This is a genomic window from Ammoniphilus sp. YIM 78166, from assembly GCF_004522215.1.
Lineage (GTDB): Bacteria > Bacillota > Bacilli > Aneurinibacillales > RAOX-1 > YIM-78166.
This window is the reverse complement of record NZ_SDLR01000021.1, coordinates 1-16591: the sequence shown is the minus strand read 5'-3', so window position 1 is coordinate 16591 and position 16591 is coordinate 1. Positions and strand designations below refer to the sequence as shown.

Annotated in this window: 18 protein-coding genes; all 18 read left to right on the top strand. The window is 47.1% G+C overall.

Features of this window, described 5'->3' with window-relative positions:
* Positions 1-250 precede the first annotated feature (250 nt).
* The 18 genes from EIZ58_RS32145 to EIZ58_RS32060 all read left to right on the top strand — a co-directional run bounded on the left by EIZ58_RS32145 (position 251) and on the right by EIZ58_RS32060 (position 16478).
* Positions 251-637, top strand: a complete 387-nt coding sequence (locus EIZ58_RS32145; RefSeq protein WP_134705128.1) for a RidA family protein — start codon at positions 251-253, stop codon at positions 635-637.
* Positions 638-655: 18 nt separating this feature from the next.
* A complete protein-coding gene (locus tag EIZ58_RS32140) occupies positions 656-1315 on the top strand; it encodes an RraA family protein (protein WP_205672445.1) in 660 nt (219 codons plus the stop codon).
* A gap of 5 nt (positions 1316-1320) precedes the next feature.
* A complete protein-coding gene (locus tag EIZ58_RS32135; RefSeq protein ID WP_167578103.1) occupies positions 1321-2334 on the top strand; it encodes a Bug family tripartite tricarboxylate transporter substrate binding protein in 1014 nt (337 codons plus the stop codon).
* 48 nt (positions 2335-2382) lie between these two features.
* Positions 2383-3396 (top strand): tripartite tricarboxylate transporter substrate binding protein, encoded by a 1014-nt coding sequence (locus EIZ58_RS32130; protein ID WP_134705125.1) that lies wholly within the window; start codon positions 2383-2385, stop codon positions 3394-3396.
* Between the two features lie 167 nt (positions 3397-3563).
* A complete protein-coding gene (locus EIZ58_RS32125) occupies positions 3564-3863 on the top strand; it encodes a hypothetical protein (protein WP_134705124.1) in 300 nt (99 codons plus the stop codon).
* 208 nt (positions 3864-4071) lie between these two features.
* Entirely contained in the window at positions 4072-5859 is a 1788-nt protein-coding gene (locus tag EIZ58_RS32120; protein WP_370297881.1) for an acyl-CoA dehydrogenase family protein, read from the top strand.
* A gap of 16 nt (positions 5860-5875) precedes the next feature.
* The gene (locus EIZ58_RS32115) at positions 5876-6634 is read left to right on the top strand and encodes a beta-ketoacyl-ACP reductase (protein WP_134705123.1); all 759 of its coding nucleotides are present in this window, start codon (positions 5876-5878) and stop codon (positions 6632-6634) included.
* A gap of 33 nt (positions 6635-6667) precedes the next feature.
* The gene (locus EIZ58_RS32110) at positions 6668-7090 is read left to right on the top strand and encodes a MaoC family dehydratase N-terminal domain-containing protein (RefSeq protein ID WP_134705122.1); all 423 of its coding nucleotides are present in this window, start codon (positions 6668-6670) and stop codon (positions 7088-7090) included.
* Between the two features lie 12 nt (positions 7091-7102).
* Positions 7103-7516, top strand: coding sequence for a MaoC/PaaZ C-terminal domain-containing protein (locus tag EIZ58_RS32105; RefSeq protein WP_134705121.1), 414 nt, complete (start codon positions 7103-7105; stop codon positions 7514-7516).
* Between the two features lie 59 nt (positions 7517-7575).
* The gene (locus tag EIZ58_RS32100) at positions 7576-8709 is read left to right on the top strand and encodes an acetyl-CoA acetyltransferase (RefSeq protein WP_134705120.1); all 1134 of its coding nucleotides are present in this window, start codon (positions 7576-7578) and stop codon (positions 8707-8709) included.
* A gap of 3 nt (positions 8710-8712) precedes the next feature.
* Positions 8713-9108 (top strand): Zn-ribbon domain-containing OB-fold protein, encoded by a 396-nt coding sequence (locus EIZ58_RS32095; RefSeq protein ID WP_134705119.1) that lies wholly within the window; start codon positions 8713-8715, stop codon positions 9106-9108.
* A gap of 20 nt (positions 9109-9128) precedes the next feature.
* On the top strand, positions 9129-10709 hold the full coding sequence (locus tag EIZ58_RS32090; protein ID WP_134705118.1) for a class I adenylate-forming enzyme family protein: 1581 nt from the start codon (positions 9129-9131) through the stop codon (positions 10707-10709).
* Positions 10710-10740: 31 nt separating this feature from the next.
* On the top strand, positions 10741-11391 hold the full coding sequence (locus tag EIZ58_RS32085) for an RraA family protein (protein WP_134705117.1): 651 nt from the start codon (positions 10741-10743) through the stop codon (positions 11389-11391).
* 20 nt (positions 11392-11411) lie between these two features.
* Positions 11412-12062, top strand: coding sequence for a 4-carboxy-4-hydroxy-2-oxoadipate aldolase/oxaloacetate decarboxylase (locus EIZ58_RS32080; protein WP_134705116.1), 651 nt, complete (start codon positions 11412-11414; stop codon positions 12060-12062).
* Between the two features lie 17 nt (positions 12063-12079).
* A complete protein-coding gene (locus EIZ58_RS32075) occupies positions 12080-13027 on the top strand; it encodes an NADP-dependent oxidoreductase (RefSeq protein ID WP_167578102.1) in 948 nt (315 codons plus the stop codon).
* 243 nt (positions 13028-13270) lie between these two features.
* Positions 13271-14461, top strand: coding sequence for a CaiB/BaiF CoA transferase family protein (locus EIZ58_RS32070; RefSeq protein ID WP_240689494.1), 1191 nt, complete (start codon positions 13271-13273; stop codon positions 14459-14461).
* 52 nt (positions 14462-14513) lie between these two features.
* Entirely contained in the window at positions 14514-15497 is a 984-nt protein-coding gene (locus tag EIZ58_RS32065; RefSeq protein WP_134705114.1) for an amidohydrolase family protein, read from the top strand.
* 18 nt (positions 15498-15515) lie between these two features.
* Positions 15516-16478, top strand: a complete 963-nt coding sequence (locus EIZ58_RS32060; protein WP_134705113.1) for a DODA-type extradiol aromatic ring-opening family dioxygenase — start codon at positions 15516-15518, stop codon at positions 16476-16478.
* The last annotated feature ends 113 nt before the right edge of the window (positions 16479-16591 follow it).

Below are 16591 nucleotides of genomic sequence, written 5' to 3'. Positions count from 1 at the left end.
TGCGTTGATCGCAAAGATCCGCTGGCATCTGCTGAAGGCGGTGCGGGATATCCAGGAAGGAAAGGTCCCGAGCGGATTGGACGAGGAAATTGATTATCTGGGGATTCGCTCGACCAACGCGGTGCTGCCGGCGGACATGGATTGGCGCTTAGCTCCAAAGTAGGGAGCACAACATTGCAACGGAAAGGGGGTGATTATACAAACGTTTGCTCTTTTCATAAACCATTACGAGAGGAATCAGGGGGTAGAGATGGCAAAAAGAGAGGTAATCGAGATACCCGGAGTGACTCACGGAAAGGCACCCATTCCCATGGGAGCAAAAATTGGCTCCATCGTTTATTCTTCCGCCATAATGGGAAAGGACGCAAGGACAGATGAGCTTCCGGAAGATGCGGAAAGTCAATTTCAATTTTTGTTTCGCAACATTAAGGCATTCATGGAGGCGGCTGGCGGCTCAACCGATCAAATCATCCGAATGTCGGTTTATCTGAAGGATAATAGTTACCGAGAGCTGTTTAACCAGGAATGGCTGCGTATGTTTCCTAACCCCCATGATCGGCCGGCTAGGCATATTAGCTTGGCAGACCTAAATCGAGGGATGTGTGCCCAGGTTGAGATCATTGCGGTTTTATATTAGCTTTAGGAGGTCATGAGTATGGAGCGAGATAGATTGGTAGAGAGACTAGGCAAACTGGATGCTTGCGCGGTGTCAGATGCATTAGATTCGCTTAACATTACGGGTGTAGTTAACGGCCTGCAACAGCTCTCCGTTCAAAAGAAAATCTGGGGAAGAGCGGTTACGGTGAAATTAGTCCCCAAAGGCTCACAAGAGTCGAAACGACATTTGGGAACGGCTGCGATTGAGGCAGCTTCCATTGGGGATGTGATTGTTGTGGAACACGGCCTGAATGATGTTGCAGGCTGGGGAGGCAACTTATCCATTGCTGCGAAGCAACGGGAAATCAGTGGAGTGATTATCGATGGAGCATGCCGGGATGTGGATGAAATGCGGACGATTGGATTTCCTATCTACGCCCGTGCGGCAGTACCTACTACGGCAAGAGGCAGAATTGTGGAGCATTCGTTCAATGAAAAAATCGTCTTAGCCGGCGGTGTCGAGGTCCATCCTGGAGATTTGGTGATTGCTGATGGAAGCGGAGTGGTGATGATTCCAGCGGCTCATGCAGAAGTCGTGATCCAAGCTGCTGAACACATTGTTGAGCAAGAAGCACAGATGGCCAAGGCGATCCTAGAAGGGCATCCTGTAAGCCAAGTCATGGGAAGAAAATATGAAACGATGCTCAGTGGAGAGTGATGAAATTGAAAAAAACATCGCTGTTATTTTTGATGATATTCTCTCTAGTGCTTGGGGCTTGTTCACAAACTGCACAACAGCCAACAGAAAGCAGACCGGGCGATGCTCCAGCCGAAAAGAAGCAAGAAGGACAGCCAATGAGTGACTTCCCAACAAAGCCGATTGAATTGATCGTGCCGACTCCGCCCGGGGGAAGCAACGATACGGTAGCACGCGTATTGGCTAAGGTTGCCCAAAAATATTTGCCAAACGGACAATCCGTAGTCGTAGTGAATAAGCCAGGCGGCGGGAATACGATCGGTATCCTAGATGTTTTTAATGCGAAAGCGGATGGATACACAATAGGATTTGCCCCTTCATTCACTTTAACGGTTAACCCCCATTATGGGAATGTTCCCTATACTCATGATAGCTTTCAAACGATTATGAGGGTATTGCAATTACCGGGATTTATGTATGTGAAGGGGGATGCGCCATGGCAGTCGTTCGATGAAATGCTTGATTATATCAAGCAAAACCCAGAGCAATTTAGTGCAGCTGTTGCTGTTGGAAATAAAAGCTTACTGGAGCGAATCAACACCAATGCCGGGATTCAAATGAAGATCGTTCCGTATGACGGCAGTGCTCCCGCCATGGCAGCGCTACTGGGCGGGCACGTGCAAGCAACGATTGGGTCGATGATCGATGCAAAATCTCATATTGAAGCGGGAACCATCCGACCCATTATTGGAACTTCAGGCAGGAGAGTAAGTGATGTGCCCTTGCTCAAGGAAAAGGGCATAGGCGTAGAGGTTAACCAGCTCATGGGGATTATTGCTCCCAAGGGAATTAAAGATGATGTTTTAGCCATATTACATGACGCCTTTAAACAAGCGCTTGAGGACCAGGAAGTGACGGAGCAGCTGCAAAAAATAGGATTAGAGGCCTACTATGGCAGTCCAGCCGATTTTCAAAAGGATCTTTCGGATAACTTCAAGATGGACGGAGAAGCTTTGAAGCAAGTGGGATTAATTAAGTAGACTTGATTGGAAGCGTTTACACTTCAAAAATATGAGGAGGGCTTAAAGGTGAAGAAGATTTCCTTGTTGTTCCTGTTGGTTTTTTCCCTGCTAGTTGCTGGATGTGCACAATCAAATCAACAATCGGTGAGCAGCAAACCGAGTGAGACGGCCCCTGAAGCAAAACCGGAAGAAAAGCCAAAAAGTGACTTCCCCAATCGGTCGATTGAAATGATTGCTCCATTTGCACCTGGAGGCGCTTATGATGCGGTGGCTCGCGTACTAGCTAAAGTCGTTCCGAAGTATCTACCCAACGAGCAAACCGTTGTCGTAGTCAATAAACCGGGCGGTGCAGGAACCATCGGGGTTACAGAGGTGTTAAAAGCTAAACCAGATGGATATACGATCGGTTTTGTTCCTACATCTGCTATTACAACGGAACCGCATTTTGGGAATGCTGCCTACTCCCATGACAGCTTCCAAACAATCATGAGAGTCCTTCAGGTCGATGGGTTCATGTATGTGAAAGCGGATTCTCCTTGGAAAACCTTTGAAGAGTGGTTGGAATATGTGAAGCAAAATCCGGATCAATTTGCTGTATCCTCTGTTCCTGGCGCAGTATCTTTATTAGAAACGCTAAATCACGAAGCTGGAATTAAACTCAAGATCGTACCGTTCGACGGTTTTGCTCCTGCCATGACAGCCTTGATGGGAGGCCATGTTCATGGAACGATCGGTGTTCCGTCTGGTGTCAAGGCTCAGCTTGAAGCCGGAGAAATCCGACCGCTATTCAGTTCTTCAGGAAGAAAGAATGGGGACGTGCCTCTCCTGAAAGAAAAAGGATTTAACATTGAAGAAAATAAGATGACAGGAATAATTACTCCTAAAGGATTGTCTGAGGATAAGGTCGCAATCCTCCATGATGCCTTTAAAGCTGCCCTTGAAGATCCAGAAGTGGTTGAACAGCTCAAGAAAGTGGATATGCCTTCATACTATGGTGGAGTGGAAGAGTTCCAACGTGATTTAACGGAAAATTTCAAAATTGACGGTGAGCTCTTAAAAAAGATCGGAAAAATTAAATAGGATCTGAACGATGAAGGGTGAGGAGTAACTCCTCTCCCTTATAGGGTACTTTAAGGCTCCTTTGAAACCGTCTGCTTATCAGAACAGATCGTTTGGAGGAGTTTCCTTTTTGGTGAAACATCTGAAACGATGTTGTTTCAGCTTACGAATGGACGGGAGTGATTGTTATGGATATTGAAGAGTATATGTACGACGAGAAGGCCATAAGGGAAGCCATGGAGTGGAAAGAGAAGCATGGTGGAGAAATAACGGTTTTGAAGGTCGGCCAAGTGATCTGGGGAATAGAAAAGAGAATGTTTGTTTGCAGAACGCATGTGACTCAAGGACTTAAGGTTATTGTAACTCCACATGTTCAGAAGCTAACGAAGGAAGCAAGCTTCCAATGTAGTTGGTGCCAGGCTAGGGCGGACTTTAGATTGTATCATTTTGTCTCTTTTTCTAAAAATGAGCTCGTTAAGGAGAAATAGCTACCTATTCTCCTTTTTTTCATACCCGAAAGAAAGAGATGAACGGAGTGAAACAAATGAAACATTTACGTTTCAATAGAAACGGGGAAGTTTGGTTCACGTTCTCAAATCGTCGATATAACAATGATTATGTCTTGGCACGTAATTTGCATCTATAAAATAATGAAGCCGTAAGGAGTAATTCTATAACAGTAAAGGAGTGAATACATTGAGCAGTCCTAACACTTTAAATAAAGTAGCAGGCGGCAGCTTTATCGTTGAACAAATGGATTACCGAAAGGTGTTTACCCCTGAGGATTTCACGGAGGAACATCGCATGATTGCCGGTACGGTTTCTGATTTCATTGAGCGTGAAATCAATGTCCTTGGTGAGGAAGGGAATAAACTCAACTATGAGCTCATTCTGAAAATCCTCAAGAAAGCAGGGGATGTCGGGCTTCTCGGCGCTTGCCTGCCTGAGGAATACGGCGGGCTGGGATTGGATGGTATCCGCTTTGCTTTAATTAAGGAGAAATTCAGTTCAGGCGGTACCTCCATCGTCATGTCCATCAACGGCCAAATCGGGATTGGCATGCTTCCCATTATCTTTTTTGGCACCGAAGAGCAACGGAGAAAATATTTACCGCAGCTGCAAGCCGGCACGCTCACCACGGCATTTGCCTTGACTGAACCTCAATCGGGAACGGATGCCTCCGGGATCAAGACGACCGCTAAATTATCTGAAGATGGCAAACATTATATATTGAATGGAAGTAAGGTGTTTATTACAAACGCAGGGTTTGCGGATATCTTTGTTGTTTTTGCCAAGATCAATGGAACTGATTTTACTGCGTTTATTGTGGAACGAAACTCGGAAGGTCTGAGTATTGGGCCTGAAGAGAAGAAGATGGGACTTAAAGCTTCATCGACTTGCTCCATGACCTTCGAGGACGTCAAAGTTCCGGTGGAAAATATGCTTGGAAAACCTGGAAAAGGTCATTTGTTTGCTTTTAATACACTGAATTTTGGCCGTCTTTCCGTTGGAGCGGGTTGCCTGGGGAATACCAAGGTTGCGCTTGACGTATCCGTCAAATATGCGAACCAGCGCATTCAATTTGGCCGTCCTATTTCTGCCTTTCCCTTAATCGGAAAGAAAATTGCAGACATGAATATCAAAACATTTGTACTGGAAAGTATGGTTTACCGGACCGCTGAACTGTTTGATACTGGCTTGCAAAAGTTAGACTTCAGTGATCCGAATGTAGGGGAGAATTCCAGGGGCATGATTAGTGAATATATGCTGGAATGCGCCATTAATAAAGTGTTTGGTTCTGAAGTTCTGGACTTTGCCGCAGATGAGGGTGTTCAAATTCATGGCGGTTACGGTTATATGCAGGAATATGAAATTGAAAGTATTTACCGTGATTCAAGGATTAAGCGGATTTTTGAAGGGACCAATGAGATTAATCGTCTTTTCTTGACCAAAAACGTGTTAAAACGTTTAGCCAAAGGACAGTTTCCTGACTTGCAGCAAAAGCTGGATCAGGTATCCTCCGATGCTCAGCACGATCTTCCAGACTTTACAGGCGAGTTAGACCAAGAAAATCATTTGGTTTCCCAAGCAAGAAAAATCTTTTATTTTGCTTTTGCTAAGGCATTACAAGCCTACGGATCGAAGCTAGAGGACGAACAAGAAGTAAGCAGCAATTTAGGCGATATTCTGATTAATCTTTATGCCATGGAGAGCGCCTTATTGCGTACGAAAAAATTGATGGAACAAACCTCTGAAAGAACATCTCAAAATGCCAAGGAGATGACCATCGCTTTTATTCATGAAGCATTCGATCAAATCACGGGCTTCGCCAAAGAAATATGTATGACGATTCAGAGTGGAGATGAGCTGCTAAATCAGCTTTCCCAACTTGATCAGTTATCCCGCAAAGTGCCAGTCAATATTATTGAATTGAAACGTCAAATTGCGGCCAGAGTCATTCAAGCAGAAAAATATACCGTATAAAGGGAGGAATAGAAAAATGAAACGTCTAGAGGGAAAAGTTGCGATAGTTACAGGTGCAGGAAAAGGGATTGGTGCAGCTACAGCCAAACGATTGGCAGCAGAAGGGGCTAAAATTGCCATTGTCGATGTGAAAGAGGAATTTGCGATGGAGGCGGTTGAGGCGATTCAGGACGCCGGAGGGGAAGCCATTCCGGTGGGTTGTGATGTATCTAAGGCTGAACAAGTGTCTCAAGCCGTAGAAAAAGTGGTTTCCCATTTTGGTCGCGTCGATATTTTAGTCAATAACGCTGGTGTTACCCGGGATAGCCTCATATTTAAAATGTCCGAGGAAGACTGGGATTTGGTCCTAGATGTTCATTTGAAGGGGAGCTTTTTATTCAGCAAGGCCGTTACTAAGCATATGGTTGAACAGCGTTATGGAAAAATCGTCAATACCAGCAGTTTAGGGGCTGTAGGCAAACGCGGCCAGGCCAACTATGCTGCAGCTAAGGCAGGATTGCAGTCCTTAACGCGAACGCTGGCAGTTGAATTTGGACCTTTTAATATTAATGTGAATTGCGTCGCACCAGGGTTTATTGCCACTGATTTAACTAGGTCGACGGCAGAGCGTCAAGGATTGAATTTTGATGAAATCGTCAAAGGGGCAAGTCAAAAGATTCCGATGAGAAGAGTGGGAACCCCGGAAGATGTGGCAAACGTGGTTGCATTTTTGGTAAGTGACGATGCCAGCTATGTAGCAGGTGAAGTGATAAATATTGGCGGCGGAGATCGCTAAGTCTATTCCATTAATGAAAGGTAGGTTACTAGAATGATAGATCGGAATGCAATCGGTACAAAAAGCGAGATAATCGAATTTGAAGTGGAGAAAGGAGCGATTCGCGCTTTTGCTCGCGCCCTTGGGGATGAAAATCCGATTCACTTGGATGAGGCTTATGCGAAGAAGCAGGGGTATGCCAGCCTAGTGGCTCCCCCTACCTTTCCGGCTACATTTAGAATGCCTAAACCAGGTATCAACGTGGAACTAAGTCGGACGCTACACGGGGAACAAGAGTTTCTTTATGAACGTCCCATCGTAGCGGGCGATAAGCTTCGCTGTGTCAGTCAATTAGTCGACATTTTTGATAGACCAGGAAAGACAGGGCCGATGACGTTCTTCATCTTGGAGACCAAGGGTGAAGATGTAGAAGGAAATTTAGTGTTCATATCCAAGACTACTGTTATTTATCGATAAGGAGGGATTCATATGAGTTTGGAATGGAATGAATTGCAAGTCGATCAAGAATTGGAGTACGTCAAGTCTCCTATAGAGAAGGTGCAATTAGTCAAGTATGCGGGAGCTTCTGGTGATTTTAATTTGATCCATACCGACGATGAAACCGCCCGTAAAGTCGGACTTCCGGGAGTTATTGCACATGGGATGATCAGCATGGGTTTCCTAGGACAATTCATGGAACAAATTATAGGAAATCAGGGGTTCGTGAGTCGCTTACAAGTTCGATTTGCTGGTATGGTACGTCCAGGCGATGTCGTGACCTGCCGTGCGAAAGTGACAGCCAAAAACGAAGAAAAAAAGACCGTTGAGTTGGCCATATTGGCTGAGAAAGAAGCCGGTAAACCCTCTACGGTCGGAAGTGCAACCTTAAAGTTCCATCGATAACTTTGGAAACTAGTCTAGTGTAGAACATGTTCTTATTCTAATATAAAGGTGTGAGAAAAATGAAATCGGAACGTATTGCAGCCATTGTTGGTGTTGCGGAATCCGACCTCGGCGAACTGCCTGGCAAAAACGTCCTGCAGCTGCAGGCACAAGCGGCTAAGCGGGCCTTGGATGATGCTGGGTTTACGAAGGATGATGTGGATGCTCTATTTACAACAGCCAATTGGGCTCATTTTCCCCAACTCATGTTGGGGGAGTATCTAGGCATCAAACCGAGATACACAGGCGGGACGAATATTGGGGGGTCCTCTTTCGAGTCCCATGTGGCCCATGCGCTTGTCGCGATTCAAGCAGGGCTGATCGATGTAGCGTTAATTACTTATGGCAGCACCAATCGCACCAGTCGGATTCCTTCTTTATCCAATCTGACCTTAAAGTATGAAGAGCCTTTCGGCATCCCTTCACCCGTGGGTCATTATGCCCTGGCAGCGATGAGACACATGCACCAGTATGGAACCACGTCCGAGCAGCTTGCCGAAATTGCCGTGGCCACACGGAAATGGGCGATGTTAAATGATAAAGCGTTTATGCGCAAGCCGCTTTCCATTGAGGATGTTTTGAGTTCACCGATGATTTGCGAACCCCTGCATCTTTTGGATTGCTGCCTGATCACTGATGGAGGCGGAGCCGTAGTGGTCGCATCCGCGAAAGCGGCTGCACGTGCCAAAAAGCGTCCAGTGTGGATACTGGGGCATGGAGAAATGCAAACCCATAATTCCGTGACCCATATGCCGGATCTAACCGTGACCGGTGCAAAGGAAAGCGGACGCCGAGCCATGGAAATGGCAGGGATCACTCACGATGAAATTGATGTCGTGCAAGTCTATGATTCTTTCACAATAACGGTGCTTCTGACGCTTGAAGCCTTAGGGTTCTGCAAACCGGGTGAAGGCGGGGATTTCGTCAGCGGACAACGGACAGCACCAGGCGGCTCGTTCCCGTTAAATACAAGTGGCGGAGGGCTATCCTATTGCCATCCCGGAATGTTCGGAATTTTCCTATTAATTGAAGCGACGCGACAGCTAAGAGGAGAATGTGGAGAACGCCAAGTTCAAGATGCCAAAATTTCATTGGTGAACGGTACGGGAGGAACGCTATCTTCCACATCGACGCTTATTTTAGGGAGGGATTAAGGGATGACGATCAAACTGTATCTGGATGATGATTCCAGACCGTTCTGGGAAGGCGCAAAGGATCAAAAATTAATGATCCAGCAGTGTGAAGAATGCCAAAAGTTTATTTTTTACCCCCGAATCCTTTGTCCCCATTGCTTCTCTGAACATGTGAAGTGGGTCGAAGCGAGCGGTCACGGACGGATTCATAGCTATACGGTCGTCCATAAGGCCATGCCTCCTTTTAAGGATCAAACCCCTTATGTGGTTGGCATCATCGAACTGAATGAAGGGGTTCGGATGATGAGTCGAATAGTAGGAGAGCGGGACCAGATCTCCATCGATAAGCCTGTTACAGTTGTATATGAAAAAATCGATGATGAAGTCACGCTTCCTTATTTTCAATTGTCGGAAACGTAATGAAAGGGTGAATCGTATCCATGCTAGCTTCCTATGAAGGGATGTCTGTCGCGCAGTTATTGGAGAAGGCGTATCGCTCTTCTCCAGATAAAGAAGTTATCTATGATGGCGTAAGAAGGCTCACATATCATGATTTGCAAAAGGAAGCGAATGAAATCGCTTCCGGTTTAGCTCAATTGGGGATCAAACCGGGGGATCGGGTAGCGGTCAGCTTGCCTGCCTGGTATGAGTTCATTGTTTGCGTATTTGCTATTGCCAAGGTAGGGGCCATTCTTGTTCCGTTTAATACCCGGTACCGAGAAGAGGAAGCCGAGCATATTCTGCGAGATTCAGGCGCTAGACTTGTATTTTTCCCTCGTGAGTACGATAAAGTAAATCACCTTGCTCAATTCCAGTCTCTAAAGCAACGTGTACCGTCTCTAGAACACCTCGTAACGGTCCGCTTTGAAGAACAGAACCTTGTTAGTTACAAGCATTTAAAAACCATAGGAGTGGAGGGGCACGTTCCAAAAGTTGAAGTACAGGTTGAGGAAGATCCTTTTGCGATCATCTACACATCGGGTACAACCGGCAAGCCTAAGGGGGCGATGCTGACTCACCGCAACCTTCTTTATGTGAGTGAAAAGAGCTGCTCGGCGATCCGGATCCAGGAAAACGATGTTTTCCTCCATGCCAGTCCTTATTTTCATATTATGGGATTAGCAGGCATTATACGATTGGTGGCTAGTGAAACAAAAGCGGTGATTATGGAGTCTTTCCATGCGGAAAAAACCTTGCAGCTTATTGAACAAGAAAAAATAACCATACACTCCGGTGTGCCCACGATCTTTATTCTGGAATTGAATCATCCCTCCTTTAAGAAGTATGACTTGTCTTCCTTGAGAGTGGTGATCATGGCAGGAGCTCCTTGTCCTGTTGAGATCATTCGCCGAATCAAAGCGGAAATGGGAGTCGCAGTTCTTATCAGCTACGGGATGACGGAAACCTCTCCGATCATTACCTTCACGGATTTTGATGATGATGATGTGACGTTATCAGAGACGGTGGGAAGAGCGATTGAAGGAGTGAAGCTAAAGATCGTCAATGATCAAAGGGAAGAAGTGGCTGTAGGTGAAGTCGGAGAATTGGCATGCCAAACGATTGGCCTGATGAAGGGGTACTACAACTTGCCGGATAAAACAAACGAAGTGATTGATGAGCAACGGTGGTTCTATACGGGTGACTTGGCCACAATGGATGAAAACGGCTACGTGCGAATTGTCGGCCGCAAGAAAGATATGATTATTCGCGGCGGTTACAATATTTATCCGACGGAAATGGAAGAAATCTTCTATACCCACTCTTCCGTCATGGAAGTTTCTATCGTAGGATTGCCCGATACCGTTCTTGGTGAAATATCATGTGCTGCCGTCCTGCTAAAACCAGAGCATAACGTTACAGCCGATGAGCTAAAGGTCTTCATTAAATCGCGGGTGGCTGATTATAAAGTCCCCGACCATATTGTAATTGTAGATGAGCTGCCGAAAACTCCAAGTGGAAAAATTAAAAAGTTCGAGTTGAAAGATTTGGTGATTCAAGAAAAGCTCGTTGCCTTAAGATAAGCACGAAACTCACCATGAAGGGGATGTGAAAATGGATAAAATCGTAGAAGAATATAAAAAGCTGTCCATTGCTGCGGTTTCGGACGCATTGGACCGTTTAGGCATACATGGGACCTGCCTGGGTATTGCACCTGTAAACTATGGTTATCAGATGGTTGGAAGAGCCTTTACCGTAAAATATCTGCCGGTTGCTCAGGATAAGGGGACCGTAGGAGATTATATCGATGAAGTCCCTCCGGGAGGTGTGGTTGTACTAGATAATAACGGTCGCATGGATCGAACGGTGTGGGGCGATATTTTAACGTCCGTTGCCCATATGAACGGAATTGCCGGTACCGTAGTAGACGGAGTTTGCCGGGATGTGAAGTGCAGTCTGGACCTAAAGTATCCGATTTTTAGCCGGGGAAAATTTATGCGTACAGGAAAAGACAGGGTAGATGCGGTAGCTTACAACGTTCCTGTTTCCATCGGCGATGTGCAAGTTCGCCCGGGAGATATTATCTTCGGTTCGGATGATGGAGTGCTTGTGATCCATCAAGAAAGAGAAGAAGAAGTCCTGAAGGTTGCTCAAATGATTGAGGAAAAAGAAGAGGGAATCCGCCAAGAAGTCCTCAAGGGAACTCCGCTGAAAGAGGCCCGTGAAAAGTATGGATACCATCAATTGCAAACGAGACAAGGGTAGGGAAAGGAGGTTCGAAACGAATGTCTAGGGTGAAAACGGAAATTGAACGTCCTGCGGTGGAGTCCATTCAGCGAGCCGCTAGGTTTTCTGCTGCTACCTTGCATGAGGCTGCCGGAAAAAAAGGAGCTTTGCCTTCCGGCATCAAGCCGCTTGCTTCCCAGATGAAAATTTGTGGACCCGCTGTCACGGTGAGTTCTCCGCCAACCGATAACATCATGCTGCATGAGGCAATCCTTGCTGCACAGCCCGGCGATGTGCTGGTCATCGAGGTGTCGGGCATCTATGAAGCGGGTTATTGGGGAGATATTATGACAAAGGCGGCTATGGAACGTCAGATTCATGGCTTGATCATCGACGGTTGTGTCCGAGATGGCAATGACATTATGGACATGGGCTTTCCCGTATTTTCTCGCGGACTGTGCATTCAAGGAACCTCCAAGAATGGAGGGGGAACCATTAACCATCCCATCCAGATTGGAGAGGTATTGATTATGCCGGGAGATTTAATCGTTGGCGATGGAGATGGTGTGGTCGTTATTCCTAGAATGGAAATAGAGGCGATCTTAGAAAAAGCGCATCAGCGGGAAGAAGACGAGAAATGGATTAGCGAAGAGTTAAAGACAGGAAAGACGACAATGGAGATTTATGGGTGGAAATCCCAGCTTCTCTAATGGGTGCAAAGACGAAGATGAAAGCTTTACTCTTGGAGGAATATGGCGGTCCAGAACAGCTCAGGATGAAGGAAGTTTCACAGCCGGAACCAGGCGATGATGAGGTTCTCGTAGAGAATTATTCAACTAGCGTGAACCCGGTTGACTGGAAGGTGCGAGCAGGTGTGTTTAAGGATGTGCTACCTTTTTCGCTGCCCCTTATCATCGGTCATGACGTGGCTGGGGTCATATGTGACGTGGGCCATAAAGTCACAGCGTGGAAAAAAGGGGATCGTATTCTTGCTAAAAATCAAGGATTGAATGCCTTTGCGGAATTTGTCACAGTAAAACAAGACCTTTTGGCAAGGGTACCCGACGCAGTAACCTTTCATGAGGCGGCCTGCATGGGCACGGCGGGGGTAGCGGCCTACAAGTCTTTATTTCATTTTGGCCATTTGCAAAAGGACCAGAAAGTTCTTGTACATGGAGGAGCTGGCGGAGTAGGAAGTCTAGTCGTTCAGCTTGCCAAGATTCATGGCGCGTGGGTGGCTTCTACCGCAAGTACGGGCAATATTTCTTTATTAATGGATTTGGGTGTAGATGTTGCGATCGATTACTTGAACCATGATTTTGCAAAAGATAGTGAAGGGTATGATCTTGTGATCGATTTAGTAGGAGGGGACGTCCAAACGCGCAGTTTGAACGTGCTTAAACCAGGTGGCACCCTAGTGTCTGTACACCCCTTCTCTGAAAAAGGCATACAACGAAACGTCCGACTAGAAGTGCTCAAGGCTGTCCCTGATCCGCATGTCCTGCAAAAACTGATGGAACATATAGTAAACGGTGAATTGAAAGCAGTCATTTCGCAGGTTCTTCCCTTTGAAGAAAAAGCCCTTCAACAGGCTAATGAAAAAATAGAAACGGGACATGGCCGCGGCAAGATGGTCGTGGAAATAAAAAAAGAGGTTGAAACGTTAACTTCCTGAGTTTATCTTGGGGAGTTATTTTTATTAGCAGCTAAGGAATTATAGGATATCTAGCCTATTAGACTCCGTTCCCCGTGCGTAATGAAACGTCTGAAACGAGAGCTGTTACAGCTGAAACGAACCTCGAATCATATCGTGCAAAAAGGGTTGGTTTTTGGGCGGTTTTTATTGGCATGAATATTGCTATATAGATAAGTGTACCTCGATGATAGAGCAAAATCGCGAAAGGAGGGGGGAAGAAAGATGCAAATGCAACCCCTATCAGGAGTAAAAGTACTGGATCTCTCCCATGTGTTAGCAGGTCCCTACTGCACGATGGTATTGGGGGATATGGGGGCAGAAGTGATCAAGGTAGAGCAGTACCCCGATGGTGATCTGATCCGTGCGACAGGCCCATTTCGCAATGGATTGAGCTATAGCTTTACGATGATCAACCGAAACAAGCAGGGGCTGCGTTTGAATTTAATGACGGAACAAGGGCGGGAAATACTCTATCGTCTCGTAGAAACGGCAGATGTTTTTGTTGAGAATTTCCGTCCTGGGGTGGCTAAAAAACTGGGAATAGACTATGAAACATTGAAACAGCTCAACCCCAAGCTCATTTACTGCTCGATTTCGGGTTATGGACAGACGGGGCCGCAGAGCCAGAAGGGCGGACTCGATATTATGGCTCAGGGCATGTCCGGCATTATGAGTATGACAGGGGAAAAAAACGGCAGGCCCGTGAAGGTGGGCATTCCGATCCACGATATCGGGGCAGGAATAACCGCGCTCTACCATGTCCTCTTTGCCTACATTCACAGAATGAAAACGGGAGAAGGGCAATACATTGATGTTTCCTTGGTTGAATCGGGCTTAGCCTGGACAGTTTGGGAAGCAGCGGCTTATTTTGGTGAGGGAGAAGTTCCATCCCCGAATGGTTCTCGTCACCGAAGGATTGCGCCGTATCAGGGATACCGCACGCAGACGGGCTATATCCTCATCGGGGTCGTAAATGCGAAGATGTGGGAACGATTTTGCCGCTATGTTGTGGAAAAAGAAGAGTGGATCAAAGATCCGCGGTTTGCCACCGTGAATGATCGGGTAACCCATGTCGATGAATTGGAATCGGCGATGGAGGAAGTGCTCCTGCAGCAGCCGTCTGAATATTGGCTGGAGCGATTGGAAGTGCAAGGAATTCCTTGCGGGCCGATCTACACTTACGATGAAGTCCTACAAAATGAGCAAACCATTCATCGAGAAATGATCTTAGAATATGAACACCCTGTCGCCGGCCCCATGAAAACACTGGGTTTTCCAGCCAAGATGTCGAGGACACCTGCACACTTCCGGATGCCTGCTCCTTCACTCGGGCAGCATAGCGAGTTGATTCTAAAGCAACTCGACTATACGGAAGAGGAGATTGAACAATTCAAATCGGAATCTATTATTTAGCGTTAATGTAGTATATCTATAAAAAAAATAATAAAAAAAAGGAGAAACTCTCATGATTATCGATATACACGGCCATACCGTAGCCCCACCTCAAGTTTATGAATTCCAAGCTCGATTGTTGGGAAGCAGAGGCTATCCCTTCGATAAATTCCCGCAAATCAGTGATGAGCAAATCAATCAACCCTTAAAAAGGGTCGTGGATCTGCTCGACAGCGTGGGGACCGACCTGCAATTGATTTCGCCCCGCCCTTACTTGGCGATGCATTCCATCCAACCGGCCGGTGTGGTTCACAAGTGGACTGAGTTTGTAAATAACATCATTGCTCAACAAGTGAAGCTCCACCCAACTCGTTTTCGCGGCGTAGCAGGTTTGCCGCAGTCACCTGGTGCCGATATTCGAGACTGCATCCCAGAATTGAAGCGAGCAGTACAAGAACTAGGTTTTGTCGGCTGCCAGCTGAACCCCGATCCAATGGAAGGCGGCTACCCGGAACCTCCTGGACTGGGAACGGAGTACTGGTATCCGCTGTATGAAGCTCTCGTAGAACTGGATGTGCCAATGCTGATACACTCTGCGGCCTGCTGCTCCCCGCGGGAATCCTATACGCTTCACTTCATCAATGAAGAAAGCATTGCGATTATGTCCTTGCTGGATTCGAAGGTGTTTGAAGACTTCCCAACCTTGAAGGTCGTCGTGTCGCATACCGGTGGAGCGATTCCGTTCCACATGGGACGTTTCCGGGCTTGGCGCCACCGTTCCGGCGGTGAAGACTTCGATGTGGCGATCAAGAAGCTGTACTTTGACACCGTCAACTATTCCAAGGAAGCCTTAGAGTTAGCGTTCAAAGTCTTGGGCAGTGATAACCTGCTGTTTGGGACAGAAAATCCCGGAACGGGCTCTGTGATGAATCCGCATACAGGAAGAACGTATGACGATCTAAAGCCGATCATTGATAGCATCGAGTTTTTGACTGAAGAAGATCGCCGAAAAGTGTACGAAGAAAATGCCAAGCGTCTGTATAAGCTCGAAGTATAAGAACAGGAGGAGATAGAGATGGCGAAAATCGTATTGGGAATGGGTGTATCACACAGCCCGCAATTAAGCACACCGGCAGAAACTTGGGCGGCGCATGCAGAGCGGGATCGGCACAACCCGGAGATTGATTTTGAAGCGCAGGCGCGCACCGCACCGGATTGGCTGAAGGATCACTTGACACGGGAGGTGTGGGAGCAAAAATACCAGGCTTGCGAGCGTGCGATTGCCGAGATGGGCCGGATCCTTCAGGAAGTTTCGCCTGATATCCTGGTCGTCATTGGAGACGACCAGAAAGAATTATTCCTGCGAGATAACATGCCGGCATTCTCTGTGTTCTGGGGAAAGGAAATTTATGACCTGCCACAGGACGTCGAAAAGCTGCCGCCTTCGATCCAACCGGCGTACTGGGCGAGACATGGGGTGGTGCCGGAAGCGTATCCGACGGAACCGAATCTGGGCCGGCATATCGTGGAAACGCTGATTCACCAAGAGTTTGACGTGTCGCAGTTCACCGAACAGCCAGCAGGCCGCTCGATCGGTCATGCCCATACGTTCATTCGCCGGAGATTGCTCATCGATCAGCCGATGACCACGATGGTGCCAGTGATGATCAATACATTTTTTGCACCGAATGTGCCGAGTCCGAAGCGCTGCTATGACTTTGGACGATCGATTCGCCAGGCGATCGAATCATGGGACAGTGATCAGACGGTGGCGGTGATCGCGTCAGGGGGGTTGACGCATTTCACCATTGATGAAGACCTTGATCAGCGTGTACTGACGGGGATCCAAAACAAAGACCGCGAGTCCTTGATCACAATCCCGCGCGAGCGATTTGTATCCGGTACCTCCGAGATCCTGAATTGGATTGCCGCAGCTGGCGCCTTAGAAGGATTGGATATGGACGTGATCGACTACGTTCCGACTTACCGCTCCATTGCGGGGACCGGATGCGGGATGGGGTTTGTCGTTTGGAAATAGGAAATGGGGAAGGGAGAGAGTTACCATGTTAAACCAAGAAAATAACGATCTGTTAACGCAAGTCACAGGAAATACCCCGATGGCCCAGTTTATGCGCCAATTTTGGGTGCCCG

Excerpts from the sequence above, each read along its gene's own strand:
- EIZ58_RS32075 (WP_167578102.1), top strand. The coding sequence starts at position 12,080 with ATGAAAGCTTTACTCTTGGAGGAATATGGCGGTCCAGAACAGCTCAGG.
- EIZ58_RS32115 (WP_134705123.1), top strand. The coding sequence starts at position 5,876 with ATGAAACGTCTAGAGGGAAAAGTTGCGATAGTTACAGGTGCAGGAAAA.
- EIZ58_RS32085 (WP_134705117.1), top strand. The coding sequence starts at position 10,741 with ATGGATAAAATCGTAGAAGAATATAAAAAGCTGTCCATTGCTGCGGTT.
- EIZ58_RS32070 (WP_240689494.1), top strand. The coding sequence starts at position 13,271 with ATGCAAATGCAACCCCTATCAGGAGTAAAAGTACTGGATCTCTCCCAT.
- EIZ58_RS32090 (WP_134705118.1), top strand. The coding sequence starts at position 9,129 with ATGCTAGCTTCCTATGAAGGGATGTCTGTCGCGCAGTTATTGGAGAAG.
- EIZ58_RS32125 (WP_134705124.1), top strand. The coding sequence starts at position 3,564 with ATGGATATTGAAGAGTATATGTACGACGAGAAGGCCATAAGGGAAGCC.
- EIZ58_RS32100 (WP_134705120.1), top strand. The coding sequence starts at position 7,576 with ATGAAATCGGAACGTATTGCAGCCATTGTTGGTGTTGCGGAATCCGAC.
- EIZ58_RS32060 (WP_134705113.1), top strand. The coding sequence starts at position 15,516 with ATGGCGAAAATCGTATTGGGAATGGGTGTATCACACAGCCCGCAATTA.
- EIZ58_RS32145 (WP_134705128.1), top strand. The coding sequence starts at position 251 with ATGGCAAAAAGAGAGGTAATCGAGATACCCGGAGTGACTCACGGAAAG.
- EIZ58_RS32080 (WP_134705116.1), top strand. The coding sequence starts at position 11,412 with ATGTCTAGGGTGAAAACGGAAATTGAACGTCCTGCGGTGGAGTCCATT.
- EIZ58_RS32095 (WP_134705119.1), top strand. The coding sequence starts at position 8,713 with ATGACGATCAAACTGTATCTGGATGATGATTCCAGACCGTTCTGGGAA.
- EIZ58_RS32065 (WP_134705114.1), top strand. The coding sequence starts at position 14,514 with ATGATTATCGATATACACGGCCATACCGTAGCCCCACCTCAAGTTTAT.
- EIZ58_RS32105 (WP_134705121.1), top strand. The coding sequence starts at position 7,103 with ATGAGTTTGGAATGGAATGAATTGCAAGTCGATCAAGAATTGGAGTAC.
- EIZ58_RS32110 (WP_134705122.1), top strand. The coding sequence starts at position 6,668 with ATGATAGATCGGAATGCAATCGGTACAAAAAGCGAGATAATCGAATTT.
- EIZ58_RS32140 (WP_205672445.1), top strand. The coding sequence starts at position 656 with ATGGAGCGAGATAGATTGGTAGAGAGACTAGGCAAACTGGATGCTTGC.